The organism is Methylobacter tundripaludum, assembly GCF_002934365.1.
In the GTDB taxonomy this organism is placed as follows: domain Bacteria; phylum Pseudomonadota; class Gammaproteobacteria; order Methylococcales; family Methylomonadaceae; genus Methylobacter_A; species Methylobacter_A tundripaludum_A.
In genome coordinates, this window is record NZ_PTIY01000002.1 from 305,964 (window position 1) to 320,035 (window position 14,072).

General features: G+C 49.7%; 11 protein-coding genes and 2 tRNA genes. 9 read left to right on the top strand and 4 right to left on the bottom strand.

Annotated elements, in window-relative coordinates:
* Positions 1–4: 4 nt before the first annotated feature.
* Positions 5–379 (bottom strand): hypothetical protein, encoded by a 375-nt coding sequence (locus tag B0F88_RS03495; protein ID WP_308471988.1) that lies wholly within the window; start codon positions 377–379, stop codon positions 5–7.
* A 16-nt stretch (positions 380–395) separates the two neighbouring features.
* Between B0F88_RS03495 and B0F88_RS19305 the strand changes: the two genes are divergently transcribed.
* From B0F88_RS19305 to B0F88_RS03520, 5 genes are all read left to right on the top strand, one after another.
* A complete protein-coding gene (locus B0F88_RS19305) occupies positions 396–611 on the top strand; it encodes a hypothetical protein (protein ID WP_104422559.1) in 216 nt (71 codons plus the stop codon).
* Between the two features lie 183 nt (positions 612–794).
* Entirely contained in the window at positions 795–2,591 is a 1,797-nt protein-coding gene (locus B0F88_RS03505) for a GGDEF domain-containing protein (protein WP_104422560.1), read from the top strand.
* 69 nt (positions 2,592–2,660) lie between these two features.
* The gene (locus B0F88_RS03510; RefSeq protein WP_104422561.1) at positions 2,661–5,045 is read left to right on the top strand and encodes a methyl-accepting chemotaxis protein; all 2,385 of its coding nucleotides are present in this window, start codon (positions 2,661–2,663) and stop codon (positions 5,043–5,045) included.
* A gap of 684 nt (positions 5,046–5,729) precedes the next feature.
* Positions 5,730–5,918, top strand: a complete 189-nt coding sequence (locus B0F88_RS03515; protein WP_104422562.1) for a hypothetical protein — start codon at positions 5,730–5,732, stop codon at positions 5,916–5,918.
* Positions 5,919–6,163: 245 nt separating this feature from the next.
* Positions 6,164–6,685, top strand: coding sequence for a hypothetical protein (locus B0F88_RS03520; RefSeq protein ID WP_104422563.1), 522 nt, complete (start codon positions 6,164–6,166; stop codon positions 6,683–6,685).
* A 6-nt stretch (positions 6,686–6,691) separates the two neighbouring features.
* On the opposite strand, the gene B0F88_RS03525 is transcribed toward B0F88_RS03520, so the two are convergent.
* Both B0F88_RS03525 and B0F88_RS03530 read right to left on the bottom strand, forming a co-directional pair.
* The gene (locus tag B0F88_RS03525; protein ID WP_104422564.1) at positions 6,692–7,339 is read right to left on the bottom strand and encodes a response regulator; all 648 of its coding nucleotides are present in this window, start codon (positions 7,337–7,339) and stop codon (positions 6,692–6,694) included.
* Entirely contained in the window at positions 7,336–8,670 is a 1,335-nt protein-coding gene (locus tag B0F88_RS03530) for an ATP-binding protein (protein ID WP_104422565.1), read from the bottom strand. The genes B0F88_RS03525 and B0F88_RS03530 overlap by 4 nt, the downstream gene beginning before the upstream one ends.
* 245 nt (positions 8,671–8,915) lie before the next feature.
* Here B0F88_RS03530 and B0F88_RS03535 point away from each other — a divergent pair.
* The 3 genes from B0F88_RS03535 (at position 8,916) to gpmI (ending at position 11,031) form a co-directional block, all read left to right on the top strand.
* Positions 8,916–8,992: transfer RNA gene (locus B0F88_RS03535), tRNA-Arg, on the top strand.
* An 18-nt stretch (positions 8,993–9,010) separates the two neighbouring features.
* Positions 9,011–9,086, top strand: a tRNA-Asn gene (locus B0F88_RS03540).
* 292 nt (positions 9,087–9,378) lie between these two features.
* Complete coding sequence (gpmI, locus tag B0F88_RS03545) at positions 9,379–11,031, top strand: 2,3-bisphosphoglycerate-independent phosphoglycerate mutase (RefSeq protein WP_104422566.1); 1,653 nt, start codon at positions 9,379–9,381, stop codon at positions 11,029–11,031.
* 264 nt (positions 11,032–11,295) lie between these two features.
* Here the strand turns inward: gpmI and B0F88_RS03550 are convergent, their stop codons facing one another.
* Positions 11,296–12,810 (bottom strand): L,D-transpeptidase, encoded by a 1,515-nt coding sequence (locus B0F88_RS03550; RefSeq protein ID WP_104422567.1) that lies wholly within the window; start codon positions 12,808–12,810, stop codon positions 11,296–11,298.
* 342 nt (positions 12,811–13,152) lie between these two features.
* On the opposite strand from B0F88_RS03550, the gene B0F88_RS03555 reads away from it, so the two are divergent.
* Positions 13,153–13,947, top strand: coding sequence for a L,D-transpeptidase family protein (locus tag B0F88_RS03555; RefSeq protein ID WP_104422568.1), 795 nt, complete (start codon positions 13,153–13,155; stop codon positions 13,945–13,947).
* Positions 13,948–14,072: the final 125 nt, after the last annotated feature.

A 14,072-nucleotide genomic window follows, 5' to 3' on the forward strand; every position in this document is an offset into this window, starting at 1 on the left:
TGGCCTAATCGGTTCCTCTATCTGTATCTTCCTGTGCCAAGCTCTCGGCTTCCGCGTTTTCGGCTTTGAACAGTTCGGAGATCAGCTCAATTTCAGCCGCGAATTGAGGCAGTGCGGGAATTTTCCAGGCTTTCCCTGAAATGCGGGATAGCAAGTTATTCAACCAGAGCCGGTTCGATCTCGCTTGTTGAATGATCAGTTTGCGGGATGCCTCGTCGTCGCTGACAATGGCAAAATCTTCCAGCCAGACTTCAATCGCTTCCGCTTCGCCGAGAAGCAGGATTTGAACATAAGCTGTTCGCGCGTCGAGGTCGAAATTAAAATCCTTTAATTCTGCAATGCCCTTAAGAATGATATTGGCTACCCATATGATCATCATGTTGGGTGTCCATTTTATGGCTATTTTTATTAAACCGGCTTTAAAACTCATTTTTATCCTTTATCAGTTGCGTGTTAAGTTCTATAAGAAAGCGCTTCCCCAAGCAGCGTTCTGTGATTCGGCCGCTAAGCATAACTTAAAAAAGACTCATTGCAATCCTGCGAATGAACTTGCCAAAATCCGGGGTTACAGGCAATCGATTCCTTTCTTTGAAAACAAAGAAAAGTTTTAAGCAGGGCGCTTTTCTTCAGTCCGCCGGCGCATCGCATCATGTTCCGATTCAGGCGCAGAGCCGCAGTGTATACGGCGTCAGGCAGTTATTTAAGTCAAGATTGGCATTTTGCGGGCCGTCATATTCCTGTAATGAATATGTCATATTCTGGAGCAATACCTATCCGAACAGTCAGAATAGCACATGTCAATATTGCATAACGAACTCACCAAAATTCTCGACGGTAAGCAATTAACCCCCCATTTCCAGCCTATTGTTTCTTTATCCCAAAAGAAAATAATGGGTTACGAAGCGTTGATTCGCGGCCCCTCCGATAGCCCGCTGCACAGTCCGTTTAATTTGTTTGATACGGCTGAACGTTTTGATTGCAGCATAAAACTCGAATACATCTGCCGCGAGCTGACTATAAAGCGCTACGCCGCTTTAAATATTAAAGAGAAGCTGTTTATTAATGTAAGTCCTTCCGTTCTGCTGCAACCGGATTTCAAAAAAGGAGAAACACTTAAGTTTCTGGATCAATTCGGCGTCGATCCCCGCTTTGTGGTTATTGAGTTGACAGAGCATCAGCCGACTGATGATTTTCAATTAATGCGCGAAGCGGTCACCCATTACAGGAAAATGGGTTTTGAAATAGCCATTGACGATCTGGGCGCCGGCTACTCGGGATTAAGGCTCTGGTCGGAGTTACAACCTGAATATGTAAAGATAGATATGCATTTTATTCAAGGTATCAATAACGACCCGGTCAAGCTTAATTTTGTTCGATCTATTCAAAACATCGCCAGTTCTTTGAATTGCAATGTGATAGCCGAAGGCATCGAAACGGAAGAGGAATTTAAAGCGGTGGAACAACTCGGCATTACTCATGCCCAAGGCTATTATTTTGCCAGACCCACGGCGATTCCATTGGAAAAAGTCGATGAATCGTTATTTGTTGTCAGCACCCAACCCAGTCAGCTTAACGCGACTAAAGCCTCTCATATCGCCCAATACATAAGGCCGGTTTCAGCGGAAACGGCCATCAGCGAAGTGATGAGTTTGTTTCATAACGAGAGCGACTTAACGATCTTACCCTTGGTTGATGACAATGTGGCGGCCGGCATTATTTTTCGCGACCACTTTCTATTCAAATTGTTTTCCAGCCGCTATGGCATAGAGTTGTACGGCAAAAAACCGATAAAAACATTCATAGAAAAAACGCCGTTAAGTTTCGACCAAAACACGCCGATTGAGTCGGTCAGTAAACAACTGACCGACTCAATGCGCAACGATCAGGCTTTTATTATCAGCAGTGACGGGAAATACATTGGCGTAGGAACGATACTGAAACTGCTTGAAGAAATTACCCGTCAGCAGATCCGCAATGCCAGACACGCTAATCCGCTGACCCTGTTGCCGGGCAGCGTACCGATCAATGAGCAGATCGACCAATTACTGGCCGCCAACATTCCGTTCAGTTTCGGCTATTTCGATCTTGATCACTTCAAGCCGTTTAACGACGTTTACGGCTACAGCGCAGGCGATAACATCATTAAGGCGGTTGCCGACACGCTGACTCGATACATACCCGCAGAGAGCGGTATGGTCGGACACATCGGCGGAGATGATTTTATCGTCATTTTCATGGGGCATGACTGGTTAACGCGTTGTGAAAATATTCTGGAGTCATTTGAAAACACGGTTCCTGCTTACTACACCGATGCCGATGTCAGAGCGGGCGGAATTCACGCTGAAAACAGGGCCGGAGAAAGCTGTTTTTTCCCGTTGATAAGCCTCTCAGTCGGCTTAGTCGACTCTATGTCAACCGCTCAGTGCCAATCCCATGTCGATATAGCCGATCTGGCGTCCGAAGCGAAAAAACAGGCCAAAAAAATTGATGGCAACAGTTACTTTATCAATCATCGCATAGCGCCAAAAACGCCGGAAAACCCTGAATCCTTTGCGCATAACCCCGTCGTAAAACTACATGTTGTCGGTTAACCCTGAAAACGCTTAAGTTCCGCACCAAGGTGTGGGAGCAGGTAATAATATTTAACAAAGGATCTTAAAATGTCTGGTCATATCAGTTTTAAAGTTCGCATCTTATTCGGTTTTCTTGCCATCATCGGTTTGATGGCCATCATTGTTGCAGTAGGTTTGTTTAATTTCTCGCAGACTCAGCGCGACGTGGCGAGAGTCGATGAGGTTTTTCTGCCCAATGCGTTGCTGGCTGAACGAATGGCGATTTATACCGTACAGGTACAACAACTGTTCACGCAGATTTCAATTAACCAGGATCCCGATGGATACCGGGATGCGGAGAGGGCGGCCGAAGACTTTAAGCAGGGTATCGCCCAGTTCCGTGAGCGTCTGGCCGGAGAAAACCCGGCAAAAACAGCGAAACCGGCGGCTGATGTAAGCGTCCAGGCTACAACTCTGAATAACGTCGCCTCAATTGAAGCAAAAATGAAAGAATTGGCGGCTCTTGAGGCCGCCTTCGACTGGTATTACAGTGAAGGCAAGCGTATGAGTACGGTTTACGCTACCGAGGGAACCGATGCCGGCAATCTGGTCATGAAAGATTTCAATAAATTGGCGAAAAACTTACGAACGCAGCTGAACAGAATTAAAAACCAGGGTGTAAACGACGCAAAAAACAACGCCCATGCGATCACCGAATCAACCCGGCATGCGTCCACGATCATGCTGGTCATATCTTTGGCCGGTATCGGCCTGGGGTTGGGCATTACTTTCTACCTAACGCATTATCTGGACAAGCGGCTGGGCATAGATCCTTATTTTGCCAAAGGAATTGCTTTGGAAATCGCCGAAGGTAACTTAACTCGGGATATTCAGCTTAATCAGAAAGACAACAGCAGTTTGTTATATGCAATGAAGCACATGCAGCAGCAACTGTTGGACCGCATTACGGCGGAGCGTAAAGCGGCCGACGAAACCCTGCGGGTCAAGATTGCGTTGGACAGCGTCAGCACCGGGGTCATGATTGCCGATAATGACCGCAACATCATTTATGTCAATAAGTCGGTAATCGAAATTCTAGATAAATCCGAAACGGGAACTGACCGGCAGGCTTCAAAATTTTCTATCGATAAGCTGGTCGGCGCCAATATCGATGATTTCCATAACGATCCGTCCAGTCAGGCAAAAATGCTCGGTTCCTTAGCCGGAACCTATGAGGCCGAAATAATGATGGGCGGCCGTTCAATGGTCGTGATAGCCAACCCGGTCATCAATGAGCAAGGCCAGAGGTTGGGTACGGTGGCTGAATGGCATGACCGCACCGACGAGATCATGGCGGAAAATGACGTCGCCGCGATTGTCGGAGCCGCAGCGAGCGGTGACTTCAGTCAGCGCTTCGATCTGGAAGGCAAGGAAGGCTTTTTCCTCCATTTGGGCGAAGATATTAACCGTCTGATGCAGACCAGCGAAGCCGGACTCAACGAAATCGCGCGAGTATTGGGGGCGCTGTCCCGCGGCGACTTGACTGAAACTATCACCAGCGATTATTCGGGGACTTTCGGGCAACTTAAGGATGACGCCAACACCACAGTAGAAAAACTCAAAGACATTATCAGCCAAATCAAGGACGCGGCTGACGGCATTAACACCGGGGCCAAAGAAATCGCTTCAGGCAATAACGATTTGTCGCACCGCACCGAACAGCAAGCCGCCAGTCTGGAGCAAACCGCCGCCAGCATGGAAGAATTGACTTCCGCCGTTCGACATAATGCGCAAAACGCCCAGCATGCCAACCGGCTTGCCGTCGATGCATCCGATATCGCGGGAAAAGGCGTTGAAGTGGTTGATCGAGTCGTTGTGACGATGAATGACATCAATGAATCGTCGCACAAAATCGGGGATATTATTTCGGTCATCGACGACATTGCGTTCCAGACCAATATACTCGCCCTCAATGCCGCGGTAGAAGCGGCTCGTGCCGGCGAACAGGGCAGGGGCTTTGCCGTTGTGGCGGTGGAGGTGCGCAATCTTGCGCAACGCGCCGCGACCGCCGCCGGAGAAATTAAAGACTTGATTCACGATTCGGTAGACAAGGTTTCAGACGGCAGCAAGCTGGTTACCCAGGCGGGAACAACCATGAAAGAAATCGTTGCATCTATCAGCGGCGTTACAGACATGATGGCCGAAATTACCGCAGCCTCCGCGGAACAAGGTTCCGGCATCGAACAGGTCAATCAGGCTATCGCCCAAATGGACGACGTAACCCAGCAAAACGCCGCCTTGGTGGAACAAGCCGCGGCGGCAGCGGAATCGCTGGATGAGCAGGCGCAAAACCTGGTGGAAACAGTGAGCAGCTTTAAAGTGGATCATAGCTTCAGCAGTTCTTACCGGCTTATCGCTCATCCGGCTCCCGTCGCGACAAGCCGTAAAACGCCGCTGTTAACCACGGATGCCGATGTCTGGGAAGAATTTTAAGGAAAGACTGCAAATTGCTGCAAACAGGATTAGACCTGGGAATATCGGTCATCAGCCAGCCTGCTTCAAAGAAGCAAGAACGATAAGGGTATGTAGCATCTTTATATTAGATATTTTTATCTAATATTATCGTTTTATTGAATGTTGAGCCCTGTTTAAACTTTGCTCCGAGGTAAGCGATACGATTCAGGAGCCTTTGCACTGTGCGTAAATAGCCGTATCACAATTCAAGAAACGCATTAACGTAACTTCGCCGTGTTTTTTCCAAGGCTGAGGGGATTAGTAAAAAGAGTCTTGTTGGTGCAAGTTAACGAACATGCGCACAAAAACGAATTGCACGTATCAGCCAAATGTAAGCAATCGCACACGTTTAATTTCATGGTAATGTTTATAACTAATTGTAATTTTTAGATAAATTTGAATGTTATTCTTGCCGGTTCTTTTGGCACAATATTCGCTTTAAATACTACGGAGGTTCCTGGAAATTGAATCGCGGCCTTATGAAATCCAGCAGCTTGAGGATGCAAACCGGCTCGAATCAGAAGAACCCTATGTTGTCATGAAACCTTAAACAGACGTTCATGCCTTTGTTATGTCGATAAGTTCTAATTTGTATTTGAAAACCCAACGCCATTTAAACGGAAAAGATATGTTTTCTATATGGCTTTCTCTAGGAGAATAAAAATGAACCTACTCAATTTTATCCAAAAAGAGCTGCATGCAGCATGGTATGAAGCGACTTATCCGTTATTTTCGGTCGACTCTGTGGATGACTGTTTTTATACGGAGCTGTCTAACTACTACCAGTCGATCAAGGGGAAAACTATCGATACCAATAGCGGCGAGTCGCTATTTTCAGCAACAACCGGTTGACTCAAAGATCCGGCGTCAATGGGTCCTAAGCACCGGTCCCGGTCGCCGGTTTTCAGTTAAGGACTTGGCTGCCGTTTAAATCTATAAGAATCAGGCGTCCGCATTAAAGCGGGGTCCTGATTCTGCGCGTTTGACTAAGGCTATGCGGGCGTTTTACCAGGATGCTTGTTTTATCAAGGCTAGCTTGAGCGCCATAATCCAGTATACTTCGCAGGAACAACACGAATGAGTTATTGGGAGGTATCATGAAGCGCACGATCTTATTTATACTACTGCCGGTGGTCTTGGCGGGTTTGGTCTCGGCTTGCGATCAGGGGCGGAAAACGGAAAAGACGGGTTCGTCCGTAGTCAAAAAATATGCGAAAGCGACTCTGTTGGAAGGTACGGTCAGCAATGACAAGGGCGTGGTTAAAACAGGCACGGTGGAGGTAAGCGATGAAAACGGCCGTATTATCGCCCATGCGGCTGTGGATAACGGCCATTACAGTGTGGAAGTTCCGGTTAATACGATTTTGCCGATTCTGTTGACGTTTTCTTCCGAGTCGGGCGCGGAAAAATTAGTCGCCGCAGTCGTTCATGACTCGATTACGAAATATGAGATTAATCCATTAACGACCGCGATTGCAGCCGCCGCCAAAACGATGGGCGGTTATACCCACGCCAATATGATCCGCGCGGCGGAATCTGCGGCGCATGTTCCCGACGCCAACAAAACCACAACCGGCTGGCGCGGCGATCCTACCACCCAATACGGCGGCTGGCATTAACCCGGTTCAATTCTTCATGACTCCCAGAATCATTGCTATATGAGCCAGCTCGGCGGCGGTTGATACGTTAAGCTTGCTTCTTATTTGCGTACCGTAATTGGCGACGGTTTTATAGCCAAGGCAAAGTTCGTCGGCGATTTTATGGGCGGTCAGGCCTTTCGCCAGCAGCAGGAATACGTCGAACTCCCTGGCGGACAGGCTATCGACAATGGTCTGATAATCATCTGCGTCGCTATTGTGCAGAGGCGCGTTTTTCATCAAGCCCTGTTCGATATAAATCTCACCGGCGGCTATTTTCTGTATCGCCTCTACCAGTATTCCGGGGGCGCTGTTTTTGGTGATATAGCCTTTGGCGCCGGCATTCATGGCCCTGTCCACATAAACCATTTCATCGTGAACGCTAAACACCAGTATTTTGGCGTTACTGTGACGGTTGCAGATGCGGCGTATACTCTCCAGTCCGCCGATGCCGGGCATGGACAAGTCCAACACCATGACATCCGGCTGTTGTTCCAGATACAGCTGGCAGGCGGCCTCGCCGCGCTCGGCTTCGGCGATGACTTCAATGTCGTCCTCTGTCGATAACAGCATCCGAAAACCGGCGCGGACTACGGCATGGTCGTCGACCAGGATGACTTTTATCTTGTCTTTCATGATAACGGGATGGTTGCGATGATGCTCGTGCCTGATTGCGGTTGAGAGTGGATGGTCAATTCCCCGCCCAAACTGTTGATTCTTTCCTTCATGCCCAGCAAGCCAAAACCGGTTTTTATCGTGTCGGCTGCACAGCCATGTCCGTCGTCGATGACTTGTAGCCGTAGCTCCGCTCCGGTTTTGGCTTGGTGATCGATTTTCAGGCTGATGGCGGCCTGCTTGGCTTGTGCGTGACGAACAATGTTGGTTAAGCATTCCTGCACGACCCTGAATATTTGAATGGTGATTTTTTGCTCCAGATGATCGACTTCGTCAGGGCAGGCGATAGTGAGTTTTAACTCGGGATTTCTAATCGCCCAGTGGTTTAACAGGTCTTCCATAGTGGCTTTCAGCCCCAGTTCTGTCAAGATCAAGGGGTGCAGTTGATGCATCATGGAGCGTACTACAGTCATTAAATGATCGCAGATAGAGACAATACTGTCAGTGGTTTGTTTGATGCCGGCAGATCCGGCTTGGGCGCGCCCGGCAGTCACAGCCATCACTTTAATCGCGGTCAGCGATTGGCCCAGTTCGTCATGCAATTCCTGCGACAGTCGTTGCCGTTCGTCTTCCTGTATTTCCAGGGTATGCTGGGTTAATGCCCGGTTTTCTTGCTGGCTTGCACTCAGCTCGCCGGTCATGTGATTGATGGCTTTGGCGATACTGTCATATTCCTGGATGGAAAAGTCCGGCAGTTTTTGGCTGTACTGTCCGGTCTCAATGACCTTGAGCGCGTCAACGATGACGGCGATGGACTTAAGCGCTTTATTGAAAGCCAGATTGACGGCCAAAAAGGTAAATAGCGTCAGCAGAAACAGAGAGCTGAAAAAGGCAATGCTTTCTTGCCAGACTTCGGTGATTTCATCCAGCGGGTTGGCCTGAATAATCAGGGTGATTTGTTCGCCGTTGAAGCTGGTGATTTGATGCTCAACTTGAGGATAATCGGTTGCAACCAGATTGATAAACCACTGCGGCGGCTTTTCGTCATTATTGGTTGGCCGGCTTTTATGAGCAAAACTGATGATTCGCCCGGAAGGCTCTTTGAGTTGAATGCTTAAATGCCGGGTTTGGTTCAGCGAATTGAATTTCGGCAGCCATTCGGTCTCATTAAACGGCGTTTGCGAGGCTTGGGAAAAACCGAAGGTTATCAGTTGTACGGCCAAATTGATTGATGAATCGACTTCTTTATTCACCGCATCGCGAGCTTGCCAGATGGCTATCGAGCTGCCCAGCATCAGAATACACAGGGTAGAGATCAAAATTCGTATGTTAATTTGGTAGCGTAGGCTCATGTGCGGGTGCTGAGAAATTTTGACAAATAGCGGTATTATTCATTTATAGACGTTTATTAGCCATAGGAAAAATTCTCTTTTGCAGTCATGTTGTTTTTAACTTTATTGTTATATCAGGATTTTCTGTAATTGAAAGGTAAAGCTAATACCCTTGAAAGCAACCTCCACATGCTAATACTTCAAACAATGATCAATTTAGAGTTGACAGTGGGGCGAGTAATCAGCATAATACGCGTCTCAGTAAGGCGCCCGTAGCTCAGCTGGATAGAGTACACGGCTACGAACCGTGCGGTCGGGAGTTCGAATCTCTCCGGGCGCGCCATACTGAGATAAAGTTTATTCCCCTGTAGCTCAGTCGGTAGAGCGGATGACTGTTAATCATTAGGTCGGCGGTTCGAGCCCGTCCGGGGGAGCCAAATAAGAGAAAGCCTTGCATGAAAATGTAGGGCTTTTTTTATGTCTCCAGTTTCCCTAGCAGTCCTGGCGGATTCAGGGCAATGACTAAGCCAATATTTTTTTTGTATCAGGTAAAATAGGCTTTTTTTGAATAAAGCAGTTTTCCAGTATCCAAAGTAAATGCCCTATTTTGTTTGAAATCGTTAAATATTCCGCCAATATTCTCATGATAATGATTTTTGCCATTCCGGGTAGGGAATATTAAAAGCCGTTTATTGTTTTATATTAATCACCTGTAAGTTGGAGTTTGAAATGATTGAGCTGAAAAAGAGTAAGAATTTTGCCGGTTCGGAAGGTCCGGTGGTGTTGGTGATTATGGATGGGATCGGGATTGGTAAAAATCCGGAAAGCGATTTTGTGAAACAGGCGAAGACTCCGAATCTGACTTGGCTGCATGAGAATGCCTTGTACACGGAGTTGCGGGCGCATGGCGTTGCCGTGGGACTGCCGGACGACGGGGATATGGGTAATTCCGAAGTCGGCCATAATGCGATCGGCTGCGGCCGTATTTTTGAACAGGGCGCGGCTTTGGTCGGCAAGGCGATTGCATCGGGTGCTATGTATGCCGACGGTTCGGTTTGGCAGGAGCTCGTTTCCAATGTAAATCACAAAGCGTCGACGTTGCACTTTATCGGGCTGTTTTCGGATGGCAATGTACATTCCAACCTGAATCATTTGGAATCGATGTTGCGAAAGGCGAAGGAACAGGGTGTGAAGAAGGCGCGGATCCATGCGTTGATTGACGGGCGCGATGTGCCGCCGACGTCGGCATTGGACTATGTCGAGCGCTTCGACGCCTTCCTGAAAGAAATCAATGCGGACGGCACGGTCGATTATTGCGTCGCATCGGGCGGCGGGCGCATGAATATCACCATGGATCGTTATGACGCCAATTGGGATATGGTGAAGCGCGGCTGGGCGACACATGTGAAAGCGGAGGGCCGGACCTTTGCTTCCATGAAAGAAGCGGTGGAAACTTTCCGTGTCGAAAATCCGGGCATTTTGGACCAGGATTTACCCGCGTTTGTCATTGAACGCGACCGCGCGCCTGTGGGCCCGATTGTGGATGGCGACAGCGTTATTTTCTTTAACTTCCGCGGCGACCGGTCGTTGGAAATTACCAAAGCCTTTGAAGCGGATGAATTGAAGGAATTCGATCGCGGTCCGAAACCGGACGTGCTGTATGCGGGCATGATGCAATATGACGGCGACCTCGGGGTGCCTGCGCGCTATCTGGTGACGCCTCCGGCGATTGACCGCACGATGAGCGAGTATCTCTCCAATGCGGGAGTCAAACAGCTGGCTATTTCGGAGACGCAAAAATACGGTCACATGACCTATTTTTTCAACGGCAATAATTCGGGCAAGTTCCCGACTGAGACCTGGAAGGAAATTCCGTCCGATGTATGCCCGTTCGAGGATGCGCCGCGGATGAAAGCGGATGAAATTACCGATGTGGTGGTTCAGGCGATTGAGAGCGGGGAATATAAGTTTATTCGCCTGAATTTTCCGAATGGCGACATGGTCGGGCATACAGGCGTGGTTAACGCGGTAAAATTAGCTGTCGAAGCCGTGGATGAAAATGTCGGCAGGATTATGGAGGCACTGAAAAAGGCCAATGGAATTATGGTTTGCACGGCCGATCACGGCAATGCGGACGACATGTGCGAACTCGATAAAAAGACCGGCGCGCTGGTGTTGGATGAGCAGGGGCGGTGTAAACCGAAGACGGCTCATTCGTTGAATCCGGTACCTGGGATTGTGTACGATCCGTCGGGGGCGGCCAACGCCCGTTTGGCTGATGTGCCGGAGGCCGGTATTGCGAATCTGGCGGCGACGTGTATCACGCTGTTGGGCTTTGAGCCGCCGGAAGATTATGCGGCAAGCCTGGTGAAAGTCGGCTAAACCTGGTGGGTTGGGCTTATAGCTCCAATTAATGGGCGCCCGCTTGCGGCCAGAACCGGCCATTCATTGAAGATTAACTTTGAATGGCTGGTGTTCGGAAGCTGTTTCTTATGCGGGTTGGCGTGTTATCCGATTTAGATCTTCGTTGTTCAATAATATCCGGCTCGGTTTTAGGGATTAGTGACCGCTTAGAGCCTCGAAACTCTTTCAGCAATATTTTTTAAGAAGCAATTCGGCTCATGCTGGAAGTCCCATTCTCTGCAATCAGATACGACTGCCCGCCTGAACGCCCCCTCTACCGGAAAGCTCTTGCCTGGCGGTCGTCTCGGGTGTTTCGGCACGCCTCTCCTTATTCCCGCTTTTGCTTTCTTGGGGCGGCACATGGCTCGCCAGCATAGGCTCGGGCGCCTTCTGCATTACCGTTACCGGCAGGCCCAGAGCGGCCCAATGATAAAGCCATCCGGCATCCTCGGAAACATTCGGCCATCGCTTGTTTTGCACTTTGGTGGCCATGTTGACGCAGCCATGGCTGGCGGGACGGCCAAAACTATTGTGCCAAAACGCGCCGTGGAAGGCGTAGTCTTTATGGAAGAACTGCGTATACGGGACATCTTCCACTTCATAGAAACCACGCTGTCCCCGGCCGACATCGCTACGCATGGTCTTGTGGAGGTAGCGGTCATAGATGTAAAAAGAACCCGTCACCGTGGGGGTTTTGCTTTTGCCCGTGCTGACCTTGAAGGTACGGACCACTGCGCCATTTTCCACGGCGTCCACACGCTGGTTGTCCAGGTAAACGAAAAGCCGCCGGTCCGTGCCGGTGTCGAATTGCTCGATCAGGGCTTGCTGCAGCGCACCGCCTCGCACGCTTCTTAAGTTCTGCCTGTCGGCGCTGACTTCTATAGTGCTTGAGGCAGGCCATGCCGGATTGGGGGTGAATTTAAGTTGGTGCTGCCCAATCCAACTCCATTTTCCAGGGATAGCTTTGCCATCGCGGGTTCTCACCTGAAGATTGGCCGCGGCATTGGGCCGATCGGCCAACGGTTCGCTAAAGGTCACTTGCAATGGCAAAATTAAGCCTAAATTGGTCAATCCCCGGACATTAGTTGCGGTGGTAAGCGGAGGGGCGGTCGTCAATTCAAGGTTTAGCGGCGGCAGAGGGACGCCGGTGGTGGATTTATAGTTCAACTGGATCGCATAGCTGTGGTCTTGCGCATAATCGCCGGCCAGCAAACGGATGTTCTGCCCGGTAGCATCGGGTTCCGCACTCAATGTTATGTCGGCCGAAGCCGTGACTTCGGCCACTGGTCGGTCGAAATGCAGGGTTATTGATGCGTCTGGTTCCAACATTCTAAGCAAGGGGCCATCCAACTTCGGCACGGCGACCGTTGTGAAGTTAAATTCGTGGGTTTCGGACTGTCTGGACCAAGATCGCTCCGCCGTTACCTTAATCGTATGGCGAGTCCCGAAGGCCAGGGGAGAGGGCAGGGCGAGACGGGTTTTGTCCTTCGCCTCAAACAGGACTTTTCCGGTGTCGTCGAGTAGCTCGACTTTGGACAAACGGGCGCCCAAGCCCACCGCCTCCAAGGTGATGGTCTTGCGCGGATCGACTTCGTTGACGCTTTGAAAGGACGTCATGGAGAACCCGTAAGGCAGCATGTCTTGGCTGACAAAGGTTGCGTTCGGCTTGGTTTGCACGACTACCGCCAAAGCCATGGCCGCCGCGGCCAGCCAGAAGAGAAGTAATTTGACCTCACCAAAATAAGTGGCCATCTTCATAAAGTCATCTCGTACCCAAACTAGGTGTATTCATTATTTAAGGCATCCCGTTCGGGGTGTCCAGGCAGAAAGCCGGTATTCAGTTAGTTTTATGCCCATTTCATCGTTCGTATTTTACAACAACTATCTCTGTCAGAAGAAAACCTTATAAACTAACCTGGCCTGCAATTCACATCGGATGGTTTTGGCATTCACCGGCAGTATACCCACGGCAAGAGGCCATCCCGTCTCAACGGCTATAGCCAATACGCTCCAGCCTTGGCTGCGAAGCTCCCGAACTTGCGGATATTTGGTGATTTTATCTAAACTATACCGGTGTTCACTTCGATTCCAGCGCACATTATGCAATCAACAACCAAAATCGTTGCCGGCTTGGCCTTGGCGGCATTGCTCGAAGCTTGCTCCGAACATAAGCCACTCATCGTCACGACTCCCACCGTCAAGCCCCAAATCCGGGCCGAACCGAAAATTTATTATACTCCGCCTTCCACGCTGCCTGGTCAACGGACTGTAGAGGATATACTGCAAGTTTACGGCGGATATGCGGCGCGCCAACTCATTCCCTACTTTGCCAAGGCTAGGGTCTCCTACCCTCCCAGAGAAGTCACCTTTATCGCCTTGAAACAGGAAAAGAAACTGGAACTATGGGCCAGAGACAGCGGCGAATTCCGTTTCATCCGTGACTACGATATTCAGTCCGCCAGCGGCGTGGCCGGCCCCAAACTGCGCCAAGGCGACAGGCAGGTGCCGGAAGGTATTTACCGTATTGAGGCGTTGAATCCCAACAGCCATTATCACTTGTCGATGAAAATAAATTACCCCAACGAATTCGACATCTTACATGCCTATCAGGAAGGACGCGCCAATCCGGGTTCTGATATTTTCATCCACGGCAGGGCCGCCTCCATCGGTTGTCTGGCCATGGGCGATAAGGCGATAGAGGAACTTTTCGTCCTCACCGCTCAAGTGGGGGCCGAAAATGTGAAAGTCGTAATTGCTCCGCACGATCCGAGGACCTACCCTTTGGATGCTGAGTCCAAAGAACTTCCGAAATGGACCTCGGAACTTTATTCGATTATCTCCAGAGAGATTAAAGCGCTATCGACAGCGATGAAGTCGGCAAAAGTCGGGTTATGACCATCATTGGTTAGCCGGTCTTACAGGGAAAGTCCGGCATGCGGATGCAGGGCTTGTTTACGCTCTTTGATCAGGACTTTCCCGTCTTTATGCGGATGCTGCTTGGGTGCTGGAACAATGCCGGC